The sequence below is a fragment of the Pseudomonas sp. Z3-6 genome (assembly GCF_051131985.1).
Taxonomy (GTDB): domain Bacteria; phylum Pseudomonadota; class Gammaproteobacteria; order Pseudomonadales; family Pseudomonadaceae; genus Aquipseudomonas; species Aquipseudomonas zanjanensis.
In genome coordinates, this window is record NZ_CP071644.1 from 5,055,292 (window position 1) to 5,082,157 (window position 26,866).

The following is a 26,866-nucleotide window of genomic DNA, read 5'->3' on the forward strand; positions in this document are numbered from 1 at the left end:
GGCCCTAAACCTGCTGGCGCGGAGTGTCAGGCTGATCAGGTTTCAGCCGTTGGGGCTGCTGCGCAGCCCAGCGGGAGCAAGCTCCCTCGCCACAAAAAAGCCTGCGCCCGCTACATCACTTTTCCCAATCCGCCTTGGCAATATGCAAGCCATGCAGCCCCTTGTACGCGGCCCGCTCAGGCTGGCTCCAGCCCTCCAGCAATGAATCCTCCAACCGATAGATCTCCACACCCAGCGGGCGGCAGACGCTGAGAGGATCCTGCGCCTCCGGCCCCCACATCGCCAGCGACAGGTCTCCACCCGGGCAGGTGGACAGGGCGCATAACAGATCAATCTCGGCAAAAAACTCCAGGTAATCACCCTTCTGCGCCGGACAGGCCTTCATGAAGTACATGTCGTCATGATTGAGCCCTGTGCACTGGAAAATATTCAGCACATCATGCACGTCGAACTCAGTCAGGCCGTGGGGCAACACCGCACGGGTCAGGTTCGAATGGCAGTGATGATGGAAGTCCTCCCCGGTCAGCATCTTGTTCACATACGGATCACAGCGCGTACCCAGCAGATCATGCAATCGTCCACCATGCTCATCGATGCCGTAGCCGGCCAGGCTGTCGTCGGTGATGGTCACCAACGGCCGCAGGAATGGCAGGTTCGACCACAACCGATCATGGGTGCTGACATGAGCGCCCTGAAGCTGACGGGTGCGCGCCGCCCAGAGGCGCTCCCGCGGGTCATGGGCGTTCCAGACGTTGAAGTCCCCCACTTGCGGCCCTACTGGGGTGGTGACGCGGAACACGTGACCGGCGGGTACGTGCCAGGCGCGGCCAGTGCGGATGGGCACTTCGAACTGCTCGATCAGGCTGCGTTTGTCCTGCTGGGTGCGGATACGGTCGTAGAAGGGTTGGTCCACCTGCAGGGCTGAACCTTTGCTGACCTGGTAGGCGGCTGGGTAGTCTTTGTGCATGGCGCGGGTCCTTGATCAGGGGGTGGGTCACAGGAAATCAAAACTGCAAAACTACTCGGAATCGTCGAAATAAAAACTCATTGTGTCATCCCTCGCTTCCTGATCACTTCCAACAACCGACCATGGAACAGTTAGGCACGGTTGACCACGCAGGGACGCGCAACCCAAACGCAACCGTGCAGTGGCTGCTCCTGATGGCTTGAGGCTCGAAGGTGCGAAATTCTCAGCTTGGAGTATTTCCCTACATCAAATTTGTTCAACTTGCAAAAGCATCACTAAACTTTATTCTAACTTGCCCAGTATTACATCCAACATTGGTTTTGCAGAGATTAAAGAACCCTCAAGAGAAAGATGGGTAGCGTCAGAATATAGAATTTTACCATCCCTAACGGTCTTGCATATGCCATCACGACAAAGTGCGGAAGCAGCATCAATATAAAAGGTATTGGGGTACGAACTAGCAAACCTCTTCAGAGTCTTATTTATTTGAAAAGAAGAAGACTCTTCAAGACTAAACTCAAGTAAAGCCTCACAACCTTGGGCCACATACCTTGGACGCAGAAGACAAGAGACAGCATTAATTTTTTCATACAAAAATGGCTGACTACCGACAATGAAAAATGGTCGATCACCTATATCTATTCGCGCCCGCAGAAGAATATCCTCAATCACATCTGAATATTCCCTCTTACCATCACGCTCTATATTTTTCCCTTCATGATCGGCAATTTTATTGCTATACCCACTCCAGCTTTGCGCAAGTATGAAAGGCAAATCATTGCCTTCCAACTTCGACAAAGCCTTAGCATAAGCATCTTTGCAATCCTGCCTAGGAACATTATTTAATATCCTTGTATATTCCTTCGACAGAATACACCCATGCCTAAATACACCACTGAGTGCTAGCCCCTTGCCTTTTAGTTCATTATCTATCCCTTTGGCATACTGCAGCGCATAGCTATCGCCGGCCATAACACCTACTAGCCGGCCTTTTGCATCGCCGAGTATTGGTTCCAGGCTGTAACCGTAACCACCATAGTTGTTTGTATGGAAATTGACCGGGTCGGATGCGAATTTCAAATACTCTGCTGGTATGCGGGACGTAATACCGGACCGTTCAATAACCTGTACGGATCCATAGGCAAGCGTAGCTACCGATGCCGCAACGGCGGTCAAACCAACCGACTTCACGTGTTTCCACTTACCCATGAACAATCGTTCCACGCTAAGATACAGAATTGTACCAAGGACAAACGAAGCCGCTAGTAATACCAGCTTCTCTGGAAGCGTTATAGATCTAAAAACGTAATATTTGTAGAAAACGGCTATCGGCCAATGAACAAGATAAACTGAATATGAAATAAGCCCAGTCGCCACCATTGCCCGAGTACGAAATAAAGCGCCCACCGCCGACCTTCCTGCGTATATGAACGCGGCAGCACCAAGGCACGGAATCAGCGCTCGCAGCCCTGGAAAGGGTGAGTTTGAGTCTAGAAAAAATCCTGAAAATACGATGAGAACAATACCTGAACCAGCAATAACCGACTCAACATTGGAGTCAAGACGGCGCTTCGAGACGAATACCAACAGGGCACCGATCGACAGTTCGAACACTCTGAATGGCATCATGAAATAGGCAGCAGAAGAGTCGTACCCCAGCATAATTTGCGATGCAGCGAGGGACCCAACAGTCATCACCGCCAACAGCAATGCAAGGAATTTTTCTGATACTTTCAAGGCGGCCCATAGAATAATTGGCCAAACTACGTAAAACTGCCATTCAGCAGCCAGTGACCAAGTATGCAACAATGGCTGCGTTTGTGCGGAGGCATCAAAGTAGCCTTGATTTAGCCAAAAATAGAAGTTAGACGCAGAGAAAATAGCGTACTTGGCGGAATCGGCCAAGCCGATGAACGCTGCTGGATCCATCAATACGAATCCGGCCCCCATAGCGCCTCCAACAGTGACAATGAGCGCGGGGTGCAATCGAAGTAAACGGCGGGCATAGAAATTAAAGAATGAAAATCGGCCAGCGTCTATTGCATTGCGAATGACTTCGGTAATCAGATAACCCGAAATGACAAAAAACACATCAACACCAACAAACCCCCCTGGCACGCCTAAATCGAAGTGGAACAGCAATACTAGAATAACCGCTAATGCGCGAAGGCCATCAATATCAGGTCTGTAATTTGTGTTTTTGCTATGCATGAATCCCTTTCTCCGGGCTCACCGGGTCAAATTTGATGGCCGGAGGATTCTACAAGCGAATGAGCTTCGTGTCAGGATCTAACTGCCAGGCTCTTACTCCGCCCCACCGAATGAACGACAGTACGGCCGGTTTTTATGAGAAAAAATCATTCTGTTCGCAGTAGCCACCCTTGATTTCAGGCTCCAGAGTAAAAAGGCCAGTCATCCCGACCGGCCTTCCACCGCTACATCTCAGTTCACCTTCAGTTTGTCTCGATTCCGATCCAAGATCGCCTTACCAATTCCCTTAACCTCCAGCAATTCCTCCACTGAAGCGAAGGCTCCGTTATTCTCCCTATACGCAACAATCGCCTCAGCCTTGGCCTTGCCTATCCCGGCAAGCAAGTGCTGCAACGTAGCGGCGTCCGCAACGTTCAGATCCACCTTAGCGTCTTGTGAATTAGCCGAAAGTTCCAGCGCCTGCGGCGTAACCGTCGTCTCGGGTTTGACAGAGGGCGCAGCGATAACAGCTATAGAAGTGCTGGTCAGAAGGGCAAAAACCAGAGAATAGAAATAGCCTGTACGCATAGGTGACGCTCCATGACATCGTTAAAAAGGAAGCAGCTTTTCCGAAGCTGCTTCTCAAACTTAGGCGATGATAGGGAACTGTCAAAAGCGTGTATGTTACAGCTTATGTAACAATTAGGGGTCGAGTCGGCGCTGCTGGTAGATCCAGTCGACAATCTCACCGTCCGGGGCGTAGCCACTCACGGTATGGCGCAGCAATTGACGGACTCTCGTGTAATCATCGTGTTCAATTGCAGCCAGCAGCTCCGCCAGTCGAGCCTTGAGCACATCCCAAGGCAGGTGATCTTCGTTGGCACTCATGATCATCGGATGCGGAGTCGCGACAACGTTATCGCCAATCAGCAACTCCTCGTAAAGCTTCTCGCCGGGACGCAGGCCTGTGAACTCGATTGAAATGTCGCCATGAGGGTTCTTTTCCGAACGAACACTCAAGCCGGACAGGTGAATCATCTTCTCCGCCAGCTCGACAATCTTCACTGGCTCGCCCATGTCCAGTACAAACACATCCCCGCCCAACCCCATGGAACCGGCCTGAATCACCAACTGTGCGGCTTCCGGAATAGTCATGAAATAACGCGTGATCTTAGGATGCGTAACGGTTAATGGCCCCCCGGACTTGATCTGCTTATGGAACAGAGGAATAACCGATCCTGACGAGCCCAATACATTTCCGAACCGGACCATCGTGAAGCGAGTTTTATTAACCCGAGAAACATTCGCCTTATCGCCGAACAGCACTGGCGCCAGTTCTCGACTAAGGGCCTGCAGGGTCAGTTCTGCAAGACGCTTAGTACTGCCCATCACGTTGGTGGGGCGCACGGCTTTGTCGGTGGAAATCAATACAAAATTCGATACACCCACCTGCAACGCGGCTTGCGCGGTGTTCAATGTCCCGATCACGTTATTCAAAACACCTTCGGCAATATTGTGCTCAACCATGGGCACATGCTTATAAGCGGCGGCGTGATAGACCGTATCGACATTCCAAGTCTTCATCACGTCCAGTAATTTATCTTGATCCCGTACCGACCCCAGAATGGGTAACAAACGAACAGATAACGACTCCCGAATAATTCGAGGTTCAAGTTCGGATAAAATACTGTATAAATTGAATTCGCTATGGTCGAAAAGCAGCAGCGTGGTTGGTTTGAGCGCCAGTATCTGCCGACAAAGTTCAGAGCCAATCGATCCTCCTGCCCCAGTAACCAAAACCGACTGACCTGTAATGCAATGCTCCAGCAATTCGCCTTGTGCAGGAACCGGATCTCGTCCCAGAAGATCTGCAATGTCCACTTCCTGAATATCATCGACCTTAACCCGCCCGCTGGCTAGATCCATGAAGCCCGGAACACTTCGCACGTGTAAAGGAAAACCTTCAAGCAGCGTCAGTATCTCCCGACGTCGACCTCGAGAGGAGGAAGGAATTGCGAGCAAAATTTCTTGCGCGCCGGTAGCATCGATCATTTGCTGGATTCGCTTAGGCTTATAGACTTGCAACCCGGCGATTACACGGTCAGCAATACTACTATCGTCGTCAATGAACGCAACAGGGCGCATTACCCGCCCCATCCGCAGCGCAGCGACTAACTGATTGCCAGCAGCACCCGCACCGTAGATGGCTACCCTAGGCAAACCATTGTCGCGATTGGTGAAAGGAACATGCTGTGCGGCGCTGAACCAATCTCCCAGAAAATACTGACGCATCATCAAACGTAAACCACCAATCATGATCATGCTCAACCACCAGTAGTTGAAGATAATCGATCGTGGCACCACGGTCTTATGGTTGCTGTACCAGAACACCACTAATGCCAGCAGCAAAGCCGAGAGGCTGACGGCCTTACAGATGGTAATCAACGCATCGTTACCGAAATAACGCATCACGGCGCGATACATGCCAAAGCGGATAAAAATCGGGATGGCGATGACTGGAGCAAACGTAAACAGCCAAAGATGGGTTTCAATCGGGCTGGTCAAAGCTTCGACTCCCAGCCGCACGACGAACGCCAGCCACAAGGCAAGCCATACCAGAACAATATCGGCGGCTACTTGGATTGCCCGTTTATGACGCCTCGGCAAGCCCAGCATGGCTGTTCTCAATTTACCCATAGACCTTTCGCGCACCTTCGCCAGCTCCTAAAAACAATTTGGTTCTTATGCCGTTGCTACATCATCCAGCGTTCGACAACTAAATTAACCGAAAACGCAAATTTGTGGGCCGAAAGTCAGGAATCCTCAAGTTCACCGGCATGGAATTTGATGGCCACTATGACTAGAGGAACATAAGCCACCACCAAAGCCAATGCCCCGTCCAAGTCCAGCAGCGCCACGCAAGCAGCAACAGGCAATAACCAAAGAAGGTTGATCGCTACCACCGCCAATGTTACAGGCAGGTGGCGACCGTACCGGCGCGATGCAAACTGATAGGCATGACTGCGATGCGCCTCATACACCCTGTCACCTCGCAACAAGCGTCGTATCAACGTGCAGGTGGCATCGACAATGAAAATGCCAAGCAGGATTAGCCACACCCAAAACAGTTTAGGTGAAAACCAAGCTGCTTGTAACGAAATCAACCCCAAAGCGATCCCAAGAAAGCCGCTGCCCGCATCCCCCATGAAAATCCGCGCGGGAGGAAAGTTCCAATACAGAAACCCTATCACAGCTGCCGCGAGAGCCATAGGTGCAACCACCAAGCTGTCGAAGCCGGAAAACCAATACAACAAACATGCCCCAAGACACGCGCAAATAGCCTCAACGCTGGCAATGCCGTCGATACCATCCATGAAATTATAGAGGTTGAGCATCCAGACCAAATAAAAGGCAGCGAAGATATGACCTACCCACCCTAGATTCACCACTATTCCAGCCACGTCGATAGACGGAAGTCCACCCAACCAGAACAACGCCCAAGTAGCCGCACAAAAATGCCCCAGCAATCGCCATCGTGCCGCGACATGACCATGATCATCAAGAAACCCGAGTATCGCGACCCCGCCTCCCGCACCAAGCACCGCGAACATAAAATCCAGTGACAACTCCCCGGCTCCCCAGAAAAGAGGGACTGTCATCAGGAAGCTCAACACAATCGCCACTCCGCCTCCCCGGGGAGTCGGCACAGAATGCGAGCTTCTGGCATTCGGGACATCAATCAAACTGCGACTCAATGCATAGCGCCGTAGTATCCACGTCAAAAAAAGCGAGATAAAAGCGATAGCGAACATCAACCAAAGCAGAAACGTCATTAAAAACTCCCATCGTTGGCCCTTTTAGGGGCCGTCAACGCAAATAATCGGTACCTGATCTAAAAGCTTCTGCAGTCTTCGCCAGGCCTTCATCAAGCGTTGTATTCGGGCTCCAGCCAACCAACTCTCGAGTCTTACGAATATCAACCTGAAGAGAGCCACTCAGCCGCTGAGCGATATCTTTTCGTCCCACTAGCGCAGCTCCGATGTTCAGAAAAATAGTGGGTACCGATATTAGCCGAGCGGGCTTACCCAGAGCCATCCCCATACGTATTAACAGCTCAGTAGTTGATACATCTTCACCATCACTTACCATAAACGTCTGATTAGCCGCACCTGGATGATCCAAACAAGTAACAATTAAATCGATTAAATTATCCAACGACACCAAGCTACGCTTATTACGTATCGCACCAAATGGTAGAGGAACACCTTTATTCAACCAACTCATCATGCTATGAAAATTAGCCTTCACGCCGGGTCCGTAGACTATAACAGGGCGAATGATTACCACCTCAATCCCAAGTTCTTTCGCGATATTTTTTAAACCTTGTTCAGCTTCCATTTTGGAGATGCCGTACGGATCCTTTGGTTCAGGTATGTCATCGGCATGATAAGGGCGCCCAGGAGGAGTACATTCGCCGTTAACCTTTATAGAACTTATAAATATAAAACGCTTTACGCCTGATTCAGCAGCTTTCCGCGCCAAAGCCAAAGTGAAATTTACATTTACTTCACGAAAGTCAGCCAGCGGATCTATTGAGGAGTCTTGCATTATATGAACACGCGCCGCGCAATGAACAATTGAGCTCACATTTTCAAGAGATAGCTCCGCTACCGCACGGCTCTCAGAAACAGTCGAAACTAAAACCTCCGGAGGAAAATTGACTTTTTTCTGTCGAACAACTGCAATAACCTGCTTACTCTGACAAGTCAAAAGGCGGGCAACTAACGCAGAACCAACAAACCCGGTAGCGCCCGTGACAAGAACTCTTTCAGTCATGATCAGGCGCTCGCTCCAGCTTTGAATAAATATCCATATGTTGTTGCACTACTTTTCTCAAATCGAATTCGTTCTCGGCTAATGCGCGTCCTGCAGCGCCCATACTTTGCCGCCGGATAGGGTCGTCGATCAATAATTGTAGACCGTCCGCCAACGCTAAGGCATTGCCCATAGGAACCAATAAACCTGTGACATCAGGATCAATAGCATCACGGCAACCAGGTACATCGGTGGTAACGACAGCACGCCCACAAGCCGCGGCCTCAACCAAGACCTTCGGAAGGCCTTCCCGATAGGAAGGTAATGTTACCAGATTTACATTAGCGAACAGTCTGGCAATATCTTTACGGTATCCCAATAATTCGATCAACCCCTCCTCGCGCCAAGTAGACATTTCAGCTTCGGTGATCGTAGTGGGGTTGCCTGGGTCAATGTCACCAATTAACTGAAAACGTGCTTTGACCCCTCTTTGGTGAAGAATCCGCACAGCATCAACAAACTCCAGCACACCTTTATCTCGCAAAAGACGGGCTGCGAGACAGATCACAGGGAGTGAATCTAAACGTTCTGGTTCAAAAGAATATAACTTAAGGTCTACACCGGACCCACGAACCATCTCGACCTTGCCGGGGTCCAGTACACCGAGACCAATTAATAGGTCGCGATCATCCGGGTTTTGGAAAATAACACGTAGGTTTTTCTTGCCCAATGCTACCTTATAAAAAAAACTGACAACCTTACGCAGTAAGGTTGCTTTACTTCCCTTCGATAAGAATAAATACCCTAATCCTGAGACCGCAGCCACTACACCTTTCACCGGCGCCAATCGAGCAGCTATTCCACCATATACAACCGGCTTAACTGTTACTAAATGTAAAATATCCGGCCTGATCCGCCACAGCAATCGCCAGATACAAAACAGCGCTAATAACTCGAAAAAAGGATTACTTCCACTTCGAGACAAAGGTATTGAGTGATGGGTAAATCCCTCGTCAGTAATAAGCTTTACGGCTTTTCCATCCATAGTTGCAATATGTACCGTGTACCCAGCTTTTCTTGCACCTTGGGCAACCGCCAAACGATGCGAAATAAAAAAAGCTGGATCATTCACAACCATCAAAAATGTATGTGTCATTAGTACATACCTAGCCAAGCTTCAAACATCAGTACGCCTCATTAATATTGCTACGATTCAAGGAGCCTCTGAAAAGCGTCTTCCGGCTTCATAAATTCTGAATAGATAACGATAGGGCGCCAGCAAAGCTTGTATTCTTGGACCATGCCTCGGCTACTCCATCACCCTGATAACCTATCGAACGGGGCGTTCCGCCCCTTAGTCACTTTCCGGACAGATTTGCTCGTAGACCATCTTGTAACGAGACTTGGCGGAGCTCAGAGTGAAGTTTTCGTAAACCCGTCTTTGCGCCTTTTCACCCAATTCCAAACGGTACGCTGCTTCGGCCGATACCAACTGCCTCAATCCATCAGCTAAGCCTTGCGGGTTTCGCGACTCCACCACCACCCCGGTATCCCCAATCAGAAACGCCGCATCTCCTACATCAGTGGTTACGCAAGGCAATCCCATGGCCATCGCTTCACCCAGAACGTTTGGAAAACCTTCCGTTCGAGAATGCAGGCAAAACACGTCCATCGCTTTCAAACAACAAGCCACGTCCTGCCGCTCGCCCAACAAGACAAAACGGTCAGCATATCCGGTTCCTCTGATTTGCTCCATTATTACCTTATTTTGCGGATCAAGGTCACGGCCAACAAGCAAAAATCTCAGATCTGGGTAGTCCGCTCCCAACAATGACGCTGCAGCAATAAAGTTCTCATGATCCTTGGCTGGATTGTATCGACCGAGGCTCCCGATGACCAAATCAGTAGGGGAAAAACTACAAGCCATACGAATGGCCTCCCGTTGATCCATTGAGGCGACCAACATTTTGGGATCGAACCCGTTAGGTATAACCATCATCCGCTTACTGTCATAGCCAATTTTTACATGTGCCCTTCTTGACGCATCAGCAGCACAAACGATTAACTTAGGAATCGTGTAGGACAGAATAGCGCAGACCCTACGAATTCCTCTAGTCGCCTTACTAACTCCACTACTGATATTCGTACTTCGAATCCCCCATATTACATTCCTGACGCCAGATAGACGCGCAGCTATCCCGCCGATTAAATCGGCATGATACATCCAGGTTTGAACAATATCGGGTTTTAGCTTACGCAAAATACGATAGAGCCTGAAAAGCACCCTCGGAAAATCGAGCACTCCTTTCATGTCCAAAGTGGTGACCGGCACTCCTTCATCTCGAATCATTGGTCCGAGCTTACCGATATCGGTTAATGAGATAATGGAGTGCGTCTGTTTTTCGTCATCGTTAAATGATTTTGAAAGCCGGAAAAGCATAAGCTCTGCCCCACCAACATTTAACCCTATTATTATATGCACCACTTTCATAAAACACGCACCTTTAGTCACCCTGCCTGCCATTTAAATCAAGCAAACGCCAGACTACATATAGTTTTCCACACCCCAACCAAATCCGGGCAAAGAGAGCCTTGGAAGCCATTGCATGACAAAGTAAAAACAAAAAAGCAGATAATAAAAAGCCCGCCGCCAGGAAGTTAGGCGAAGACCAGACACAAGGACCAGAATTAGTGCGCTTTCAAAGATACGACCTGATACAGGCAGAAAGAAATAAACAGACAAGTAAAAAACCAACATTCCTACCTGAAAACTATTTTCCTTTAAAAAAGTCTTCCCTTGCAAAAAGTAAACTATGGCGATCGCTGACCAATATATAAAACCTAATCCACTAATCTCTAAGTCATTATCACCATAGACCTCCGCTTGGCGTGCCCCCAAACTGGAAGCTAGCCAAAGAGCAGAAAAAGCAGCCGTGCCACCCACGAGTGCAAAAAGAGCGACTCGCAAACTGGATGACAATCTGAGCAGCGAAAACGCCACGTTACAATAATATATCACCACAACGAAAAAGAATGATGCATGTATAAAAGGAGTCAACAGAACAAGCACGTTCCGCGCTCCACCTCCTCTGGTGAACCATCCAAGTAAAAAAACAGCGACGGCCAAGCCTTGACGAAGGTGAATAACATAATTTTTTAAAACTTGAGGAAGAAACAAAAAAAGCAATAGAACAAAAAAGAACCTACTATCAACTCTCAACAAAAAATATGCCGACATAAAAGCCGAAACGAATATAACAATTCTTACTACATCTTCGTCTTCACAAAAAAAAGAAAGCACTACATTGATCAGCAGCCAGACTGGTTCATTTGTAAAAATATAAGCCGGTCCTTCCCCAACCCCTCGCCCCATAATCTCCGCTGCGCTAGAGGCATAACGTAGATAGTTATCTCTATCAACAAAAGCGTCGACTGGAAGGGACGCCAAAGCGAATGCAAATATGAGCGCCAGCATCAAGCACCCCCAAGCATAACGAGGCGTAGAGTTAAATTGATAAATATTTACATCCCTCACAATAAAAATACTCTTTAAAAATAACAATATTCATAATAACGATTAATCAGTCAATAGACCTTACCACTTGACTTAACTTACGTCCCTTAAACCTCCAGAACAGAGAGAACAAAATTACGTCGCCAGTGTATAATAAGCGGAATAGGGGCGAAAATTTCATCCGCAATGGTGAGCTCAGCATAGCAGAAGGCTTGACCTGTTCAAAATTTTCTACGCATGTATCTACAGAAAACATCTCAGCCTTCTTTACATGAGCCTCGCTCAAATTTAATTTATCAGCTTCACTATACGAACTAAAATCAACAAATATATCCACCGCTTTTTTCTTTATATAAAGGCCGTCTTCGTTGTAAGAGAAGCCCGGAATCTCGCTTAAAAATCCGTATGTGGTCGCTTCATTGGCATTCTCGATTCCAATAATTGACGGAACACCTAACCCCGCCGCCTCAATCAATGCCGTACCCGAACCGATAAATATATCAAACTTAGATACGACGTTAGCGAACTCAGAGTAATCAAGACTCCCTCTCAGAAAAACAACGTCTTCGAGATGCAGATTTTTTATTTTTTCAGCGATGACTCCCTCTGTCGGGCCATACCCGTAGATATCATATCTGACAGCAAGGCCCAGTCCCTTAAGTTCATTAACGACATCCAGCATCCATAAATTGTAGGTTTTAAAATCCACAAGTCGTCCGACAGACCCTAAGCTGAGAAGCGGACTAAAGCGTTTATTTGGTAACTTTGAAGGCCCATCCACAACCCCCAGCGGAAACAAACCGACATTACTAAAGTCTTTCCCCGAGAGTTTTGAATATAAATCAACCATCTTTTCATTAAAGAACATTAAGGCTTGCGTTGCGTGTAAATAATAGAAAATCTCACGATTACTTTTTTCAAAAAAAGGTAACCAGGGAAGACGCGCGCCCCAAGAAAACTCCATCGAGTGATAAAGCCCCATTGTGAGCCCTAAATCGACTTCTAGGATCGACGCCAAGCGCAGCACCATGTGTGCACAAAACCCGTTGGATACATGGGCACAGCTAATCCCGTTAACAATCTTTTGCAACACTGAGCGTCTCAATGGATAAATCAAAGAGAACTGATAGATAATTGCGCTAGGGGGAAGCGTAAAGGGTGATCGTATGATTTCATCGAGAAAATATACTTCTGCACAAGCTTTAGCTCGACTCACCAGCTCAGGATGACTTTTGCTCTCAGCTGAGAGTATTAAAAATTTAGTTACCAGCCCCCGTTTTTTTCTACCTTGAGCCATTCTTACATAGAAAGTCTCAACGCCACCCAGCGCTAAAGAACCGTGCACAAATAACATTTATGATCGACCTTTTATAAAATTATGCAACAATCTCACCTGGGCCTTGTATCCCAACATACACAAACACAATGCTGCTACCCAACCGATATAAAGCCCATAACCAAGGGCATCACCGAACAACGCACTTAATACACATAGCGCGACAACGAATGATGAAAAAGTATAAAATTTCGCATTTGAAAAAGAGACCCAGACTCTATTTGACACTTCCGTCTTAAGCATCAGATATAAAGAAAAGGCAAGAGCAGTTGATGCTGCTGCTCCTCCAGCACCAAATATTGGTATCAAATAGTAGTTAAAACTCAAGTTCACCAGCACACAAACGAGAGTAATGACCGGAAGAAATTTAGTTCGCTTCGAGATGCTTATCCCAATACCAGAGACTTCGGTTATCATTATATACAGCGGAGGAATCATACAAGCGGGAAGCATGAATCTAGCTGAAGCGTACGCTTCTGGAAGCAAATAGATTACAACAAACGAACACAGCGCTATTATACAAATCAGAACAAGGGCAAATAGCTGAACAGATTCATTTATGTTCTTCAACTTCGTTGCAGCAGCTCCCTCGGAGACCCACTTATAAATTAGTGGATGCCACATTGTAGTAAATATCTGTTGAAACAATATGGCAGCCCCGGCCAAAGTTGACGCCACGGCATAAACGCCCAACTCAGACAATGACGACAACTCTTTAAGCATTATTCGATCTAGAAAATTAAGCCCCCAAAAGGCGATACCATTCAACATCAATGGAAAACCAAAATAGAGCAGCTCTCGTGTCGTTCTGAACTCAAAAGCAAGTTTTCCGCCTTTTAAATACTCACTCTTCAGGTAGCCCAACATAATTAATACCACCAATAACCAGCAGAGGCTCTGCATACCAGCTAAAAGAACAAAGCTTTTTTGAGCTGGAAACAGAAAAACGCCAAAAACAAATACCAGGAAGAGTAGCTTAGGAAGTACGCGAGTCAAACTGTACGCGAATGACAACTCTTTCATTCTAATAAAAACGGAAAAAAAACGCTCTAAATACAAAACAACCACAGCGAACGAAAATATACCGTAAAGAAACGAACTATCCAAACCGAATAACCAATAAGACAGCTGCTTTGCATACGTACCGGCTAGGGCTATGCTTATTAATAATGCAAACAAGCCGGGCATCATACAAATTCGAGCAAGATATATTTTATCATTTACTTCATTAAAATTTCGAACATAGGATTGATCAAGACCTAAGGAAAAAAACACTACTATCAGCGACAACGAGAGCTGAAACAACGAAACCCTTCCCACATCCTCCGGAGGAAACAGCCATGCAAGTATAGGTAAGGTAATAAGACTTAATGCAGCTCCAAGAGCAATCCCTACCGCATAAACAGAGACCGTTCGAAAATTCAACGAAAGAACCTCTGAATAGCATCGATCACCTGGGTTACATCGGTCTCTGGGATACCGTACCAAACAGGCAAGCGAATAAGTCGCTCACTCCCTAGCGTGGTTTGCACATCTTCTCCATGAAAACGGCTGTAACGCTCCCCGCAGATGGCTGAATGAAGAGGAACGTAATGGAAAACCGCATGAACACCTTGCTTAGCGAGATACTCTAGCAAATTGGTCCTGACTCCCAGATCAGCTACTTTCAAGTAGAACATATGAGCATTATGCTCGCATCCAAGAGGAATCTCAGGAAGGGAAATTTTACCTTTAGCTGCTAGGGACTGAAGCCCTGTGCTGTATTGAGCCCACGTCGTCAATCGATTTTCTTTAATAGCAATAGATTGTTCTAGCTGTCCCCAGAGAAAGGCTGCTTGGATATCTGAAGGCAAATAACTACTTCCGATATCAACCCAGCTATATTTATCAACCATTCCTCGAAAAAATTGACTTCTATTTGTACCCTTTTCGCGAATGATTTCGGCTCGACTGACAAACTGCTGATCGTTGATTATCAACAGTCCTCCCTCACCACCACTTGTATAATTTTTAGTCTCATGAAAACTATAGGCACCCAAATGACCAATACTTCCGAGAGCGCGACCTTTGTAGGTGGATCCTTGGCCTTGAGCCGCGTCTTCAATAACGTAAAGTTTATGCCGTGCGGCAATATCCATAATGGTGTCCATTTCGCAAGCCACGCCTGCATAATGAACGGGCACTATCGCTTTTGTTTTTTCTGTAATAGCACATTCGATGAGACGCTCATCGATATTCATGGTATCTGGCCTGATGTCCACAAATACTATCGTTGCCCCCCTCAATGCAAAGGCATTAGCTGTGCTGACAAATGTATAGCTAGGCATTATCACTTCGTCGCCCGGCTGGATACCCACGAGTATTGCAGCCATCTCCAATGCGTGGGTGCAAGACGGAGTCAACAAAGCCTTTGCACAAGAAAGTTCTTTCTCGAACCATTGGTGGCATAGACCGCTATAATGACCATCTCCTGAAATTTTGGTGCTACGCATAGCGGCTAATACGTGCTTCTCTTCATTTCCAGTATAGGGAGGCTTATTAAACGGAATCATACTTTGCCCATTAATTAATTTAGATTAGCTATCAGCAGCATTCAAAAATACATAACAGATTTTTGCCAAGCAAATAATCCGCCCTTTCAAGACTGCAGTTCGATATCTGAGACGAAAATTTTTTCCAAAATCAAAAGATCGCGCTTTCTTTCCTTTATTCGCCTGGCAGGGGCGCCAACATAAATACCCCACGCTTTTGTACTTTTGGTGACCAGAGTCATAGCACCTATTGAGCATCCTTCTTGGACAGTCACTCCTGGAAATATCACCGAGTTAGCACCGACAATCACATGTTTCTTCAACCGAACAGAATCAAATTTTTCATTTTTAAATTTTTTGGGTATCAGAGAGTTTGTTAGTGTTTCGCCGCTGTAGTCATCGGACTGTGCGAAAATTTTCACACCATATGCCAAGGTGCAAAAATCTTCTAAGACAACACCCGGCTCACCTCCAGCAATCAAACACATTGGAGTAATGTGGTTATACCTGCCGATGACGACTTTGCCAGAGACAATGCAGAAATCATCAATACGCGAGTAATCACCAACTTCTATACTTTCCGCATTATAGATAGCGGCCTTGTCACTAATTTTTACGTTTTTACCAACCCGTTTGAATCCCAGCGCTTGCAATTCAACAGAATTAAGATAAGCCATGATGATAGTCTTTAGCAAATGATCACTTTAGAAAATTGATATACCAAGGCATGACAGATGCAATACCTTGCTCAATATCAAATTTTGGTTGATAACCCAATAACGTCGTGGCTTTACTAATATCCGCTTGAGAATGCCGTACATCGCCTTCACGGAAATCGCGATATATCGCTTTTTTAATATAATTTACATCATTTTTTTTCAATTCACTTCGAAGCACAGCGAATAGCAGATTCAGATCAGTACGCCCACTAACAGCAACGTTATACACTTGATTTAATGCCTCTTTATTAGCAGTGGTTGCTGCCAACAAATTGGCTTGGACTATATTTTCTATAAAACAAAAATCACGACTGGTTTTTCCGTCACCGTTAATAAAAACGTCGTCATTTTTTATCATTGACGACGTCCACTTCGGAATCACTGCAGCGTAAGCGCCTGCGGGATCTTGGCGCTTACCGAATACGTTGAAATAACGTAGACCAATACTGTTGAATCCATAGCAACGTGCAAAAACGTCGGCATACAGTTCATTCACATACTTAGTCACCGCGTAAGGTGACAAAGGTTTACCAATCACACTCTCAACCTTGGGAAGACCTGGATGGTCACCATAAGTAGAACTGCTTGCAGCATAGGTAAAACTTTCAACCTTAGCGTCTCTGGCTGCCACCAGCATATTTAAGAAGCCATCTATATTAGTGGCATTCGTGGTGATGGGGTCGTTTAGCGAACGAGGTACGGACCCAAGAGCTGCTTGATGCAGTACATAGTCGACGCCGGAACAGGCCTGCTCACAGCTTTTAAGATTCCGTATGTCTCCCTCAATAAAGCTAAACCGTTCCCATTGCTGAGCCGTTACTTCACGCTTAACTTCCTCAAGATTGTGCTTATGGCCGGTTGCAAAATTATCCAGACCGATCACACGCTGATCAAGTTTTAGCAGTGTTTCCAGCAGGTTTGATCCAATGAATCCGGCGACCCCCGTAATCAGCCATTGCTTTGGAGATAACGGGAGCGTTTTCAGCAAATTTTCATAGAGAGTCATAAAATTCGATTCATAGTAAGAAGATGTACAACACCCGAGGTATTCCCACACATTGGCCTATTTTCAATTTAAAGGCGAATATCGGAATCCGAGCTATCCAGCAAATATTTTAGATCATATAGAACATGTTCCGCCTTACCAAAACTGCGAATGGCTTTAGCCCCCATGTTCCGAAATTCATTATGTGCGACCGCAACAACAATACCATCGTAAGTGTCAGTCTTCGGTTCGGATATTGGGGTGATAGCATATTCATGCTCAGCTTCAGCGACGCTGACCCATGGATCATAGACATCTACCGCAATATTGTACTCCGCCAGCTCAGCAACAATATCGACGATACGCGTATTGCGCAGATCCGGACAGTTCTCCTTAAATGTCAGGCCCATGATTAAAACACGAGCGCCATCCACATGAATTCGACGTTTTAACATCGCTTTCACCATTTGGGAAACAACATACGCTCCCATGCTGTCATTAAGACGACGGCCAGCAAGAATGATCTCAGGGTGATAGCCAATAGCTTGGGCCTTGTGCGTCAAGTAGTACGGGTCGACACCAATGCAATGACCTCCCACTAGACCAGGCCGGAAAGGCAGGAAATTCCATTTAGTACCGGCGGCTTGAAGAACGGCCTCAGTGTCAATCCCCATCTTATTGAAAATAATTGCAAGTTCGTTTATAAGAGCGATATTGAGATCACGTTGCGTGTTTTCGATAACCTTTGCAGCCTCTGCGACTTTAATACTGCTAGCCTTGTGGGTGCCGGCAGTGATTATCTGATTATAAAGGGCATCCACCAGATCAGCTGTTACCGGGGTAGAACCCGAGGTCACCTTTTTTATTGTAGTAACACGATGCTCTTTATCACCTGGATTTATACGCTCTGGGCTATACCCAACAAAAAAGTCGACATTAAATACGAGACCTGAAACTCGCTCCAATACAGGAACACACTCTTCCTCCGTTGCGCCCGGATAGACGGTGGACTCGTAAATGACTATATCATCTTTCTTAAGAACTTTACCGATAGTCTCGGACGCCTTGATCAGTGGGGTAAGATCCGGCTGATTATATTGATCAATCGGCGTGGGCACAGTCACTATAAAAGTATTGCATTCGCCTATTTCACTCACATTAAAACTAAAGCCTAGATATTTGGCTTGATTTAGTTCAACGTTGCTAACTTCAAGCGTAGAGTCATGACCGGATTTCAGAGCGTTTATACGCAATTGGTTGATATCAAAGCCAACCACCGGACGAAATTTTCCAAATTCTACAGCAAGCGGCAACCCCACATAACCCAGGCCAATAATAGCAAGTTTAATATCTTTCAATTGATGCATAGTCAAAGCCTAAATTATCGAATGAATGAGTCTGATCAAGCTAAAATCATGTATCTATGCATGCTACCGTCCCAAGGTTAACCGTCGACTCCCTAGAGCACTAATTCATGCTTCCCGCACCAAAATCCGTTCAGGTGATCTGGTTATAGAGCTACGTATAATGACGACCTGTCGATTGCTCCTGTCGATTCGAATAATTTACAAGCATGGTCACTCGCTCCTCACCATCCACCGTCATCATAGTATCAAGCTCAGTACAAGCAGGTTCGAAACGTTGGGTAAGCTCTGAGCACTTGACATGAGAATTCTCCATCAACTCATCGCAGTGTTGTAATTTCAGGACAATAGAGTTAGCTACCGACAATGGTCGCTCTCCAGAACTTACAATATGACTAACCACACGGGTCGGACGCAAAGGAGGCCAATCGGTATCGGCAGGAAGACTTATAGGTAGGTACCCTAGACATAGGGTCTTTTGGACGGTGCGGGTCTGTCCTCGTACGATTCGAACACGCCCGTATACGGGACGAGCACACGCGTAGCCCGGCCGCTGCAGATTTTCTTCAGCTCGACAATCCTGCCTGGCTTTACACTGCACCAGATCCCAAGCCTTCTGCCGTCTGCAGAGGACGGATTCGCTGATTGCATTGCGAATATTCATGTCCATACTCTAATCACTAACGCTCAACATCTATCCACCACTCGCCCGCGGAGCCCCCGTCACTGGCTGGGCTGGAGGGGTCAGCTCTTCAGGTCCAGCTTGGTTGCCATAAAACATCGAGCCAGGTCTCTACCAAGCAGATCAACCTGCAGGTGAATAGATTATACAACTAAAGGGGAAAAATCCTTAGCCACAATCATCTGCGCCCAGAGTTTCCTATCCACGTCAGGTGAGTTTCTTGCCTAGGTACCCGGTTAAGCCATGATGATGGGGGAAATGAATTTCGTATCCACTGCAGATCGCCATCAGGTAGGTGATAGGAGACAGCTTAGGGAGATAGGCGCCGTATGCCCTGAACCTATACAAATTTGATTTGATCAAAGAGATAGGCGGTCTTAGCAAGCCCCCTTAACAGAGGACGCCGCCCCCCCCCCTCCTTTAGCCTAGCAGGCACACCCTCCAAGCGGATATTTGGAGTAGGTGCGATTTCGCGAGCACATAAAAAAAACTTAAGGAACTGAACCTCAATCCGTGATAATGCTTCCAGAGGAAGTCGGCCGTTGACCTATCAGCTACGAACGGACAGCTACTTCGCCCGACATCGTTGATAGTCGAATGACCAAAAATCGAATGAATGCTATAAACCCACCCAAAACCAGCCCTGAAATAAAACCCACTACAAGAATAAAAAACTTTCTTGGTTTTATTGGACTTTCAGGCACTTCAGTGTTGCCATCTTGCCTATAAACCCAAAGGCTGTCGCGATCGACACTCAACTTCCTATAAAAGTTGTATCGCATTTGTAAGGCGCGCAAATCAGATATAAAAGCGTCGTCTGAAGATCGAGCCTCCAAGGCAGCAACCTCCGCCGCCAACGCCTTGCTTCCCCGCTGATAATCTAACTTATCACCTGTTTCCACGGTGATATCCACTGCTGCTGTACTCCTCACGGCAGGAGTAGTCAAACCAATGGTTTCAGCAATTTTCAGAGCTTCACGCAGCTGTTGAATGCGGTCCTCACGTATACGCTGAGCATTCTCTCGTAAACTGACTATACGCTGCTCCAAATTGCGCGCTCTTACCGCAGCTTCGGTCGTAACGTTTTTGACCAGCTCTACCTCAGCGGCTTCGGCGGCATGCTGCACATATGTCCTAGCCCACTCCGTGGCTTGCTGGGGGTTCTCTCCTTGAACAGTTATGGAAAAGCGATCCGTATTACCCTTACCCTGCTTAACCACTAGTTCTTTAGAGAAACGTTCGTATAAACGATCCATCGCTCCCTTACGCTCAGCCTCGGTAAGCGAAGGCAGAAAAACCTCATTGAAAAATTTTTGACGAAGAGATTCCCCTTGGAGGTTCCGAGTAAACACAGAATAAACATGGTCGATAGAATAAAGATCTAAGTCGGTACTTTTCCCGCGACCATAATTCAACTCAGCAATACCATTCTGAGTAGGCGGCATGATAAAAAGCTTGGCTTCATAGACAGGCTTACTGAGAAACGCATAAAGACCCGCGCCAACAGCAACCAAAAGAGTGACACCCAAAATCAACCCTTTCTGAGCCCAGAGGCCCCGGACCAGCTCGATCAGATCAATTTCGTCATCGCGACGCGCATCAATACGATCATTTTGCATGGAAAGCCTCGCTTGGCATCGCGTTCGCGTACACACCAAACGCATTAAAAGGCAAGACGGGCAAAGCCGCGTCGGACACAGCGGCACACTGAGCTAGATTAAATACGAACAAAACGCACCCAAAGTCAGAAAAAATTGTAGACAGTGATCCTTACCAAGACCCCTGGGCTCACACATCCATTTATTTCGATCGCCTACGCGCCCCCATGAACCACGCGAGCAACGGGCCAACCATCATACCAGCGAGAAGTGACACTAGCACGCAAACTGAAACAGGAAGTTGCGGTGATGACCAGCCCAGAAACAGCAATGCGACCGACTGGTTGTTTTCAAGCACAAACAGGACGACTGCCGAGGCCACGAGCAGCGCAAGTACAACAAGGGCCAGGCGTTTAAAGCTCCGCATGAGAACTCCTTTGTCTTAGCGCTCCGTCAGAGCTCATCCCCCTCCTCCTCATTCACCCGATCCCTAAGCTCTTTGCCTGGCTTGAAATGAGGAACAAATTTTCCATCAAGGCTGACGGACTGGCCGGTCTTTGGATTGCGACCTACCCGCGGGGCGCGGTAATGCAGAGAAAAGCTGCCGAAACCACGGATTTCAATACGATCACCCGTAGCCAGGCACTGGGACATTTGTTCAAGCATGGTCTTGATAGCCAGCTCCACATCCTTGGATGAGAGTAGCCCTTGATGGGTGACAATTCGTTCGATCAACTCCGACTTCGTCATATTTTTCCCTTCTTTTTCAAGCAGCTAGGAAAATCGCTTGAAAAGGTTTTAGCATGACCGGAGGGATTTGAACAGCCCGAGTATTGACATTCTTCTTTGCTCCCCTGTTGCTTCTTTCCATGATGGCCGGGAGATTTCTCTCGCTATCGGCAGATGACCAGCATCGTGCGAGTCAAATAGCCAGCCGGATTAAAACCAAAGGGGTATTGATCGTTATCCTTCGCGTCGTCGGATCGGGTAATGACCTTGTAGCCAGCGCCCTTGCACTCTCTTGCGGCTCTCTTATGACACTTCTCCCAGCCAGAGCCCAACCCTGAGCAGTCGACCTCGATACCACTGACACCACGCACCGCGTGGGTTTTGGCGCTTGTGGTGCAACCTGCCAATGCCAGCATTGCGAATATCAGGATGAGTCTGTTCATTCATCTCCTTAAATATCCATCACTCGACTGGGTGGCGCCTGATCTGGCGCTATCGCGAGCAAGCTCGCTCCCACATTGTTCCGGGGGAGCCATGACATCTGTAATCCAGCCTTGATAGATGGCTGATACGCTTAAAGAAAGAGACAGCTGGGCTGTAGGTTTGGTTTCACAGCGAGACCAGACAGCGCACCTCTAACGAACAAGGTCTGGCTTTCCCGAATTGCGGCCACAAAAAAGGGCGACCGAAGTCGCCCTTTTTCATGGTCTGACAGAACTTAGTTCTGTTTTTCCATCTGTGCACGCAGCAGGTCGCCCAGAGTGGTAGGACCAGGAGCATCAGTAGCTGGCTTCTCGCGCAGGCTCTGAATTGCTTCTTTCTCTTCAGCATCGTCTTTCGACTTGATGGAGAGCTGGATTACGCGGCTCTTGCGGTCAACGCTGATGATCTTGGCTTCTACTTCTTCGCCTTCTTTCAGAACGTTGCGCGCGTCTTCAACGCGGTCACGGCTGATTTCGGAGGCTTTCAGAGTCGCTTCGATATCGTCGGCCAGGGTGATGATGGCGCCTTTGGCGTCAACTTCTTTCACGATGCCCTTAACGATTGCGCCTTTGTCGTTCTCTTGAACGTACTCGGAGAACGGATCGCTTTCCAGTTGCTTGATACCCAGGGAGATACGCTCGCGCTCTGGGTCAACCGACAGGATAACGGTGTCCAGCTCGTCGCCCTTCTTGAAACGGCGTACGGCTTCTTCGCCCACTTCGTTCCAGGAGATGTCGGACAGGTGAACCAGGCCGTCGATACCGCCGTCCAGACCAATGAAGATACCGAAATCGGTGATCGACTTGATGGTGCCGGAGATTTTATCGCCCTTGTTGAACTGGCCAGAGAAGTCTTCCCATGGGTTGGACTTGCACTGCTTGATGCCGAGGGAGATACGACGACGCTCTTCGTCGATGTCCAGAACCATGACTTCCACTTCGTCGCCGACTTGTACGACTTTCGAAGGGTGGATGTTCTTGTTGGTCCAGTCCATTTCGGAAACGTGTACCAGGCCTTCAACGCCTTCTTCCAGCTCAGCGAAGCAGCCGTAGTCGGTGAGGTTGGTAACACGAGCGGTGACGCGGGTGCCTTCTGGGTAACGGGCTTTGATAGCGACCCATGGATCTTCACCCAGTTGCTTGAGGCCCAGGGAAACACGATTGCGCTCGCGATCGTACTTCAGAACCTTGACATCGATCTCGTCGCCAACGTTGACGATTTCCGAAGGATGCTTGATACGCTTCCAGGCCATGTCGGTGATGTGCAGCAGGCCATCGACGCCACCCAGATCGACGAATGCGCCGTAATCGGTGAGGTTCTTGACGATACCCTTGACCTGCTGGCCTTCCTGCAGCGATTCCAGCAGAGCTTCACGCTCGGCGGAGTTCTCGGCTTCCAGGACACTGCGACGGGAAACGACAACGTTGTTGCGCTTCTGGTCCAGCTTGATGACCTTGAATTCCAGCTCTTTGCCTTCCAGGTGCGTGGTGTCGCGCACTGGACGGACGTCAACCAGGGAACCTGGCAGGAACGCACGGATGCCGTTAACGTCGACAGTGAAGCCGCCTTTAACCTTACCGTTGATAACGCCCTTGACCACTTCCTCAGCTGCGAAGGCCGCTTCCAGAACGATCCAGCATTCAGCGCGCTTGGCTTTTTCACGGGACAGCTTGGTTTCACCAAAGCCATCTTCAACCGAGTCCAGCGCAACGTGAACTTCGTCACCGACGTTGATGTTCAGTTCGCCAGCGTCGTTGTAGAACTGCTCAAGCGGGATCAGCGCTTCAGACTTCAGACCAGCGTGAACGGTTACCCAGCGAGCTTGGTAATCGATATCAACGATAACGCCGGTGATGATGGAGCCTGCCTGAAGGTTCAGGGTTTTCAAGCTTTCTTCAAAGAGTTCCGCAAAGCTTTCGCTCATTTTAATTCCTGTTGATTAGGGCGAAGTAAACGCCCATCTCCACACCCCAGACGGTGTGGGTTAGTTTCATATAAAAGAAGCGCCGCAGGACTATGACTGGTCCCCTGCGGAGCTTCCTGTCACCCGGCGATATCGCGAAGCGCGATCTCGCTCATGATGCGTTGCAACACCTGATCGATGGACAACTCCGTGGAATCCAGCTGTATCGCATCGGCCGCCGGCTTTAGCGGGGCTACTGCGCGCTGGGTATCACGCTCATCGCGTGCACGGATCTCATCTAGCAGACTCGACAGACTAACATCCTCGCCTTTGCCCTTCAACTGCAAATATCGGCGGCGCGCCCGTTCCTCGGCGCTGGCAGTCAGGAAAATCTTCAGCGGCGCGTCGGGGAACACCACCGTGCCCATGTCGCGGCCATCGGCCACCAGCCCTGGCGGCTCCTGGAATGCACGCTGGCGTTGCAGCAAGGCTTCGCGCACCGCCGGCAGCGCGGCGACCTGGGAGGCACCGGCGCCCACGCTTTCGGTACGGATGACGTCGCTGACTTCGTCGCCTTCCAGAATAATGCGCTGGAGCTGACCGTCGGTCGCCGCGATGAATTGCACGTCCAGATGAGCGGCCAGCGCCTTGAGCAATTCCTCGTTGGTCAGGTCGACGCCATGGTTGGCGGCGGCGAACGCCAACAGACGGTACAAGGCGCCCGAATCGAGCAGGTTCCAGCCCAACTGCCTGGCCAGGATCCCGGCGACGGTGCCCTTGCCCGAACCGCTTGGGCCATCGATGGTGATGACCGGTGCCTTGATGTTCACGACTGTGCCTCTTGTGCTACTCGGATACCGACCTGCGCGCACAGCGCCAGGAAGTTCGGGAACGACGTCGCGACGTTGGCGCAGTCATGGATGCGAATCGGCGCACTGGCGCGCAAAGACGCAACACTGAAGGCCATGGCGATGCGGTGGTCACCGTGACCATGGACTTCGCCGCCGCCAATCTGGCCGCCGTCGATAATGATGCCATCCGGGGTTGGCTGGCACTTGACGCCCAGGGCGAGCAAGCCGTCAGCCATCACCTGGATGCGATCCGATTCCTTGACCCGCAGCTCCTCGGCACCCGTCAATACGGTGCGCCCTTCTGCACAGGCGGCCGCCACGAACAACACCGGGAACTCATCGATGGCCAGCGGAACCAGCGCCTCCGGAATCTCGATACCCTTGAGTTTAGCCGCTCGTACGCGCAGGTCAGCTACCGGCTCGCCACCCACTTCACGCTGGTTTTCCAAGGTGATGTCGGCGCCCATCAGGCGCAGGATGTCGATAACGCCGGTACGGGTCGGGTTGATACCAACGTGCTCCAGAACCAGGTCGGAGCCTTCGGCGATCGAGGCGGCCACCAGGAAAAACGCCGACGACGAGATGTCGCCCGGCACTTCGATGTGGGTCGCGGTCAGCTTGCTGCCAGACTCGACGGACGCCGTGGCGCCATCGACCGTGACCGGGTAGCCGAAGCCGCGCAGCATGCGCTCGGTGTGGTCGCGGGTCGGGGCCGGTTCGGTGACAGTGGTCTTGCCTTCGGCGTAGAGACCCGCCAGCAGCAGGCAGGATTTCACCTGGGCGCTGGCCATTGGCATGGTGTAGGTCAAGCCCTTGAGCTTGTTGCCACCACGAATGATCATCGGCGGACGACCCTCGGCGGCCGTCTCGATGACTGCGCCCATTTCCCGCAACGGGTTGGCCACCCGATTCATCGGACGCTTGGACAGCGAAGCATCACCGGTCAGGGTGCTGTCGAAGTCCTGGGCGGCCAGCAGGCCGGACAACAGGCGCATCGAGGTCCCGGAGTTGCCCAGGTAGATCGGCCCTGGAGCAGGCTTGAGGCCGTGCAGGCCGACACCATGGATGGTCACGCGACCGTGGTGCGGGCCTTCGATGACCACGCCCATGTCGCGAAACGCTTGCAGCGTCGCCAGGGCGTCTTCGCCCTCGAGGAAGCCTTCCACCTCGGTCACGCCTTCGGCCAGGGAGCCGAGCATGATCGAACGGTGGGAAATCGATTTATCGCCCGGTACACGAATACGCCCACTCAGGGAGCCACCAGGTTGTGCCAGGAAAATCAGATCGTTGGAGTTCATAGCGTCCACATAGGCCCGACGGGCCAGGATTTTACTGAAATGCTCGCGGGCCACCCTGGCGCGTGTGAAAACGCCCAGCAATTGGTGCCCGTCCCCTGCATCGACCGCGTCGCGCAAGGCGTCGAGGTCGCTGCGAAATGTATCGAGTGTGCGCAAGACAGCTTCGCGGTTGGCGAGGAAGATGTCGTGCCACATGACCGGGTCGCTTCCGGCGATTCTCGTGAAATCGCGGAAACCGCCGGCAGCGTAACGGAAGATCTCAAGATTTTCATTGCGTTTGGCCAATGAATCCACCAGGCCGAACGCCAACAGGTGCGGCAAATGGCTCGTGGCCGCCAACACTTCATCGTGACGCTCGACCTGCATGTGCTCGACATCGGCGCCCAATTCGCGCCACAAACGGTCCACTACGGCGAGCGCGGCCGGATCGGTCTGGTCCAGGGGCGTGAGGATCACCTTGTGACGACGAAACAGTTCGGCGTTGGAGGCTTCCACCCCGCTCTGCTCGGAACCGGCAATTGGATGACCGGGCACGAAACGCGCCGGCATCCCGCCAAAAGCCTCGGTGGCTGCATGCACCACGTTGCCCTTGGCACTGCCGACGTCGGTCAGGATCGCTTGCCCCAGGTTCATGGTTGCCAGGCGCGCCAGCAATTTTTCCATGGCCAGGATCGGCACCGCCAGCTGGATCACATCCGCGCCTTGGCATGCGATTGCCAAGTCATCTTCGCAGCGATCAACCACGCCCAGCTCCACGGCCAGCTTGCGCGACTGCGGATCCAGGTCGACACCGACCACTTCACGGCACAAGCCGCTTTCACGCAAGCCCTTGGCAAACGAGCCGCCGATCAACCCCAGGCCGACTACCACCAGGCGACCGATCATAGGGACAGCAGGTTGC

General features: G+C 49.5%; 23 protein-coding genes. All 23 read right to left on the bottom strand.

From position 1 onward, the window contains the following. Positions 1 to 115: 115 nt before the first annotated feature. On the bottom strand, positions 116 to 967 hold the full coding sequence (locus J3P88_RS21835; protein ID WP_434571578.1) for an urea carboxylase-associated family protein: 852 nt from the start codon (positions 965 to 967) through the stop codon (positions 116 to 118). Between the two features lie 282 nt (positions 968 to 1,249). Further along, the gene (locus J3P88_RS21840) at positions 1,250 to 3,178 is read right to left on the bottom strand and encodes an acyltransferase family protein (protein WP_434571580.1); all 1,929 of its coding nucleotides are present in this window, start codon (positions 3,176 to 3,178) and stop codon (positions 1,250 to 1,252) included. A gap of 231 nt (positions 3,179 to 3,409) precedes the next feature. After that, positions 3,410 to 3,745, bottom strand: a complete 336-nt coding sequence (locus tag J3P88_RS21845) for a ComEA family DNA-binding protein (RefSeq protein ID WP_434571581.1) — start codon at positions 3,743 to 3,745, stop codon at positions 3,410 to 3,412. A 114-nt stretch (positions 3,746 to 3,859) separates the two neighbouring features. Further along, positions 3,860 to 5,854, bottom strand: a complete 1,995-nt coding sequence (locus J3P88_RS21850) for a polysaccharide biosynthesis protein (protein WP_434571583.1) — start codon at positions 5,852 to 5,854, stop codon at positions 3,860 to 3,862. A gap of 116 nt (positions 5,855 to 5,970) precedes the next feature. Beyond that, on the bottom strand, positions 5,971 to 6,990 hold the full coding sequence (locus tag J3P88_RS21855; protein ID WP_434571585.1) for an MraY family glycosyltransferase: 1,020 nt from the start codon (positions 6,988 to 6,990) through the stop codon (positions 5,971 to 5,973). A gap of 34 nt (positions 6,991 to 7,024) precedes the next feature. After that, the gene (locus tag J3P88_RS21860; RefSeq protein ID WP_434571587.1) at positions 7,025 to 7,993 is read right to left on the bottom strand and encodes a UDP-glucose 4-epimerase family protein; all 969 of its coding nucleotides are present in this window, start codon (positions 7,991 to 7,993) and stop codon (positions 7,025 to 7,027) included. After that, a complete protein-coding gene (locus tag J3P88_RS21865) occupies positions 7,986 to 9,128 on the bottom strand; it encodes a glycosyltransferase family 4 protein (RefSeq protein ID WP_434571589.1) in 1,143 nt (380 codons plus the stop codon). The genes J3P88_RS21860 and J3P88_RS21865 overlap by 8 nt, the downstream gene beginning before the upstream one ends. A 198-nt stretch (positions 9,129 to 9,326) precedes the next feature. Then, entirely contained in the window at positions 9,327 to 10,463 is a 1,137-nt protein-coding gene (locus tag J3P88_RS21870; protein ID WP_434571591.1) for a glycosyltransferase family 4 protein, read from the bottom strand. Between the two features lie 54 nt (positions 10,464 to 10,517). Beyond that, positions 10,518 to 11,447: an EpsG family protein gene (locus tag J3P88_RS21875; RefSeq protein ID WP_434571593.1), complete on the bottom strand. Its 930-nt coding sequence runs from the start codon at positions 11,445 to 11,447 to the stop codon at positions 10,518 to 10,520. A gap of 106 nt (positions 11,448 to 11,553) precedes the next feature. After that, a complete protein-coding gene (locus J3P88_RS21880; RefSeq protein WP_434571595.1) occupies positions 11,554 to 12,840 on the bottom strand; it encodes a hypothetical protein in 1,287 nt (428 codons plus the stop codon). Continuing rightward, a complete protein-coding gene (locus J3P88_RS21885; protein ID WP_434571596.1) occupies positions 12,841 to 14,247 on the bottom strand; it encodes a lipopolysaccharide biosynthesis protein in 1,407 nt (468 codons plus the stop codon). It lies immediately after the preceding gene. Then, complete coding sequence (gene rffA / locus J3P88_RS21890) at positions 14,244 to 15,374, bottom strand: dTDP-4-amino-4,6-dideoxygalactose transaminase (RefSeq protein ID WP_434571598.1); 1,131 nt, start codon at positions 15,372 to 15,374, stop codon at positions 14,244 to 14,246. The genes J3P88_RS21885 and rffA overlap by 4 nt, the downstream gene beginning before the upstream one ends. 86 nt (positions 15,375 to 15,460) lie before the next feature. Further along, positions 15,461 to 16,030 (bottom strand): acyltransferase, encoded by a 570-nt coding sequence (locus J3P88_RS21895; protein WP_434571600.1) that lies wholly within the window; start codon positions 16,028 to 16,030, stop codon positions 15,461 to 15,463. Between the two features lie 22 nt (positions 16,031 to 16,052). After that, on the bottom strand, positions 16,053 to 17,078 hold the full coding sequence (locus tag J3P88_RS21900) for an NAD-dependent epimerase/dehydratase family protein (RefSeq protein WP_434571602.1): 1,026 nt from the start codon (positions 17,076 to 17,078) through the stop codon (positions 16,053 to 16,055). Positions 17,079 to 17,146: 68 nt separating this feature from the next. Beyond that, positions 17,147 to 18,424: a Vi polysaccharide biosynthesis UDP-N-acetylglucosamine C-6 dehydrogenase TviB gene (tviB, locus tag J3P88_RS21905; protein ID WP_434571604.1), complete on the bottom strand. Its 1,278-nt coding sequence runs from the start codon at positions 18,422 to 18,424 to the stop codon at positions 17,147 to 17,149. 151 nt (positions 18,425 to 18,575) lie between these two features. Further along, the gene (locus J3P88_RS21910; protein WP_434571606.1) at positions 18,576 to 19,091 is read right to left on the bottom strand and encodes a transcription termination/antitermination NusG family protein; all 516 of its coding nucleotides are present in this window, start codon (positions 19,089 to 19,091) and stop codon (positions 18,576 to 18,578) included. 566 nt (positions 19,092 to 19,657) lie between these two features. After that, positions 19,658 to 20,722, bottom strand: a complete 1,065-nt coding sequence (locus tag J3P88_RS21915; protein WP_434571607.1) for an LPS O-antigen chain length determinant protein WzzB — start codon at positions 20,720 to 20,722, stop codon at positions 19,658 to 19,660. A gap of 181 nt (positions 20,723 to 20,903) precedes the next feature. Beyond that, positions 20,904 to 21,128, bottom strand: a complete 225-nt coding sequence (locus tag J3P88_RS21920) for a LapA family protein (protein ID WP_186704723.1) — start codon at positions 21,126 to 21,128, stop codon at positions 20,904 to 20,906. Between the two features lie 26 nt (positions 21,129 to 21,154). Beyond that, a complete protein-coding gene (ihfB, locus tag J3P88_RS21925) occupies positions 21,155 to 21,451 on the bottom strand; it encodes an integration host factor subunit beta (protein ID WP_003199243.1) in 297 nt (98 codons plus the stop codon). Between the two features lie 143 nt (positions 21,452 to 21,594). Next, positions 21,595 to 21,873 (bottom strand): hypothetical protein, encoded by a 279-nt coding sequence (locus J3P88_RS21930; RefSeq protein WP_207964640.1) that lies wholly within the window; start codon positions 21,871 to 21,873, stop codon positions 21,595 to 21,597. Between the two features lie 275 nt (positions 21,874 to 22,148). Beyond that, entirely contained in the window at positions 22,149 to 23,837 is a 1,689-nt protein-coding gene (gene rpsA, locus J3P88_RS21935; protein ID WP_186704721.1) for a 30S ribosomal protein S1, read from the bottom strand. Between the two features lie 119 nt (positions 23,838 to 23,956). Beyond that, positions 23,957 to 24,646, bottom strand: a complete 690-nt coding sequence (gene cmk, locus J3P88_RS21940; protein WP_003183882.1) for a (d)CMP kinase — start codon at positions 24,644 to 24,646, stop codon at positions 23,957 to 23,959. Beyond that, a complete protein-coding gene (locus J3P88_RS21945; protein WP_186704720.1) occupies positions 24,643 to 26,850 on the bottom strand; it encodes a bifunctional prephenate dehydrogenase/3-phosphoshikimate 1-carboxyvinyltransferase in 2,208 nt (735 codons plus the stop codon). Before J3P88_RS21945 ends, cmk begins: the two co-directional genes overlap by 4 nt. Between the last annotated feature and the right edge of the window lie 16 nt (positions 26,851 to 26,866).

Bases quoted from the DNA above. Each gene is read 5' to 3' on its own strand.
- J3P88_RS21835 (WP_434571578.1), bottom strand. From the start codon at position 967: ATGCACAAAGACTACCCAGCCGCCTACCAGGTCAGCAAAGGTTCAGCC.
- J3P88_RS21840 (WP_434571580.1), bottom strand. From the start codon at position 3,178: ATGCATAGCAAAAACACAAATTACAGACCTGATATTGATGGCCTTCGC.
- J3P88_RS21845 (WP_434571581.1), bottom strand. From the start codon at position 3,745: ATGCGTACAGGCTATTTCTATTCTCTGGTTTTTGCCCTTCTGACCAGC.
- J3P88_RS21850 (WP_434571583.1), bottom strand. From the start codon at position 5,854: ATGGGTAAATTGAGAACAGCCATGCTGGGCTTGCCGAGGCGTCATAAA.
- J3P88_RS21855 (WP_434571585.1), bottom strand. From the start codon at position 6,990: ATGACGTTTCTGCTTTGGTTGATGTTCGCTATCGCTTTTATCTCGCTT.
- J3P88_RS21860 (WP_434571587.1), bottom strand. From the start codon at position 7,993: ATGACTGAAAGAGTTCTTGTCACGGGCGCTACCGGGTTTGTTGGTTCT.
- J3P88_RS21865 (WP_434571589.1), bottom strand. From the start codon at position 9,128: ATGACACATACATTTTTGATGGTTGTGAATGATCCAGCTTTTTTTATT.
- J3P88_RS21870 (WP_434571591.1), bottom strand. From the start codon at position 10,463: ATGAAAGTGGTGCATATAATAATAGGGTTAAATGTTGGTGGGGCAGAG.
- J3P88_RS21875 (WP_434571593.1), bottom strand. From the start codon at position 11,447: ATGCTGGCGCTCATATTTGCATTCGCTTTGGCGTCCCTTCCAGTCGAC.
- J3P88_RS21880 (WP_434571595.1), bottom strand. From the start codon at position 12,840: ATGTTATTTGTGCACGGTTCTTTAGCGCTGGGTGGCGTTGAGACTTTC.
- rffA (WP_434571598.1), bottom strand. From the start codon at position 15,374: ATGATTCCGTTTAATAAGCCTCCCTATACTGGAAATGAAGAGAAGCAC.
- J3P88_RS21895 (WP_434571600.1), bottom strand. From the start codon at position 16,030: ATGGCTTATCTTAATTCTGTTGAATTGCAAGCGCTGGGATTCAAACGG.
- J3P88_RS21900 (WP_434571602.1), bottom strand. From the start codon at position 17,078: ATGACTCTCTATGAAAATTTGCTGAAAACGCTCCCGTTATCTCCAAAG.
- tviB (WP_434571604.1), bottom strand. From the start codon at position 18,424: ATGCATCAATTGAAAGATATTAAACTTGCTATTATTGGCCTGGGTTAT.
- J3P88_RS21910 (WP_434571606.1), bottom strand. From the start codon at position 19,091: ATGGACATGAATATTCGCAATGCAATCAGCGAATCCGTCCTCTGCAGA.
- J3P88_RS21915 (WP_434571607.1), bottom strand. From the start codon at position 20,722: ATGCAAAATGATCGTATTGATGCGCGTCGCGATGACGAAATTGATCTG.
- J3P88_RS21920 (WP_186704723.1), bottom strand. From the start codon at position 21,128: ATGCGGAGCTTTAAACGCCTGGCCCTTGTTGTACTTGCGCTGCTCGTG.
- ihfB (WP_003199243.1), bottom strand. From the start codon at position 21,451: ATGACGAAGTCGGAGTTGATCGAACGAATTGTCACCCATCAAGGGCTA.
- J3P88_RS21930 (WP_207964640.1), bottom strand. From the start codon at position 21,873: ATGAACAGACTCATCCTGATATTCGCAATGCTGGCATTGGCAGGTTGC.
- rpsA (WP_186704721.1), bottom strand. From the start codon at position 23,837: ATGAGCGAAAGCTTTGCGGAACTCTTTGAAGAAAGCTTGAAAACCCTG.
- J3P88_RS21945 (WP_186704720.1), bottom strand. From the start codon at position 26,850: ATGATCGGTCGCCTGGTGGTAGTCGGCCTGGGGTTGATCGGCGGCTCG.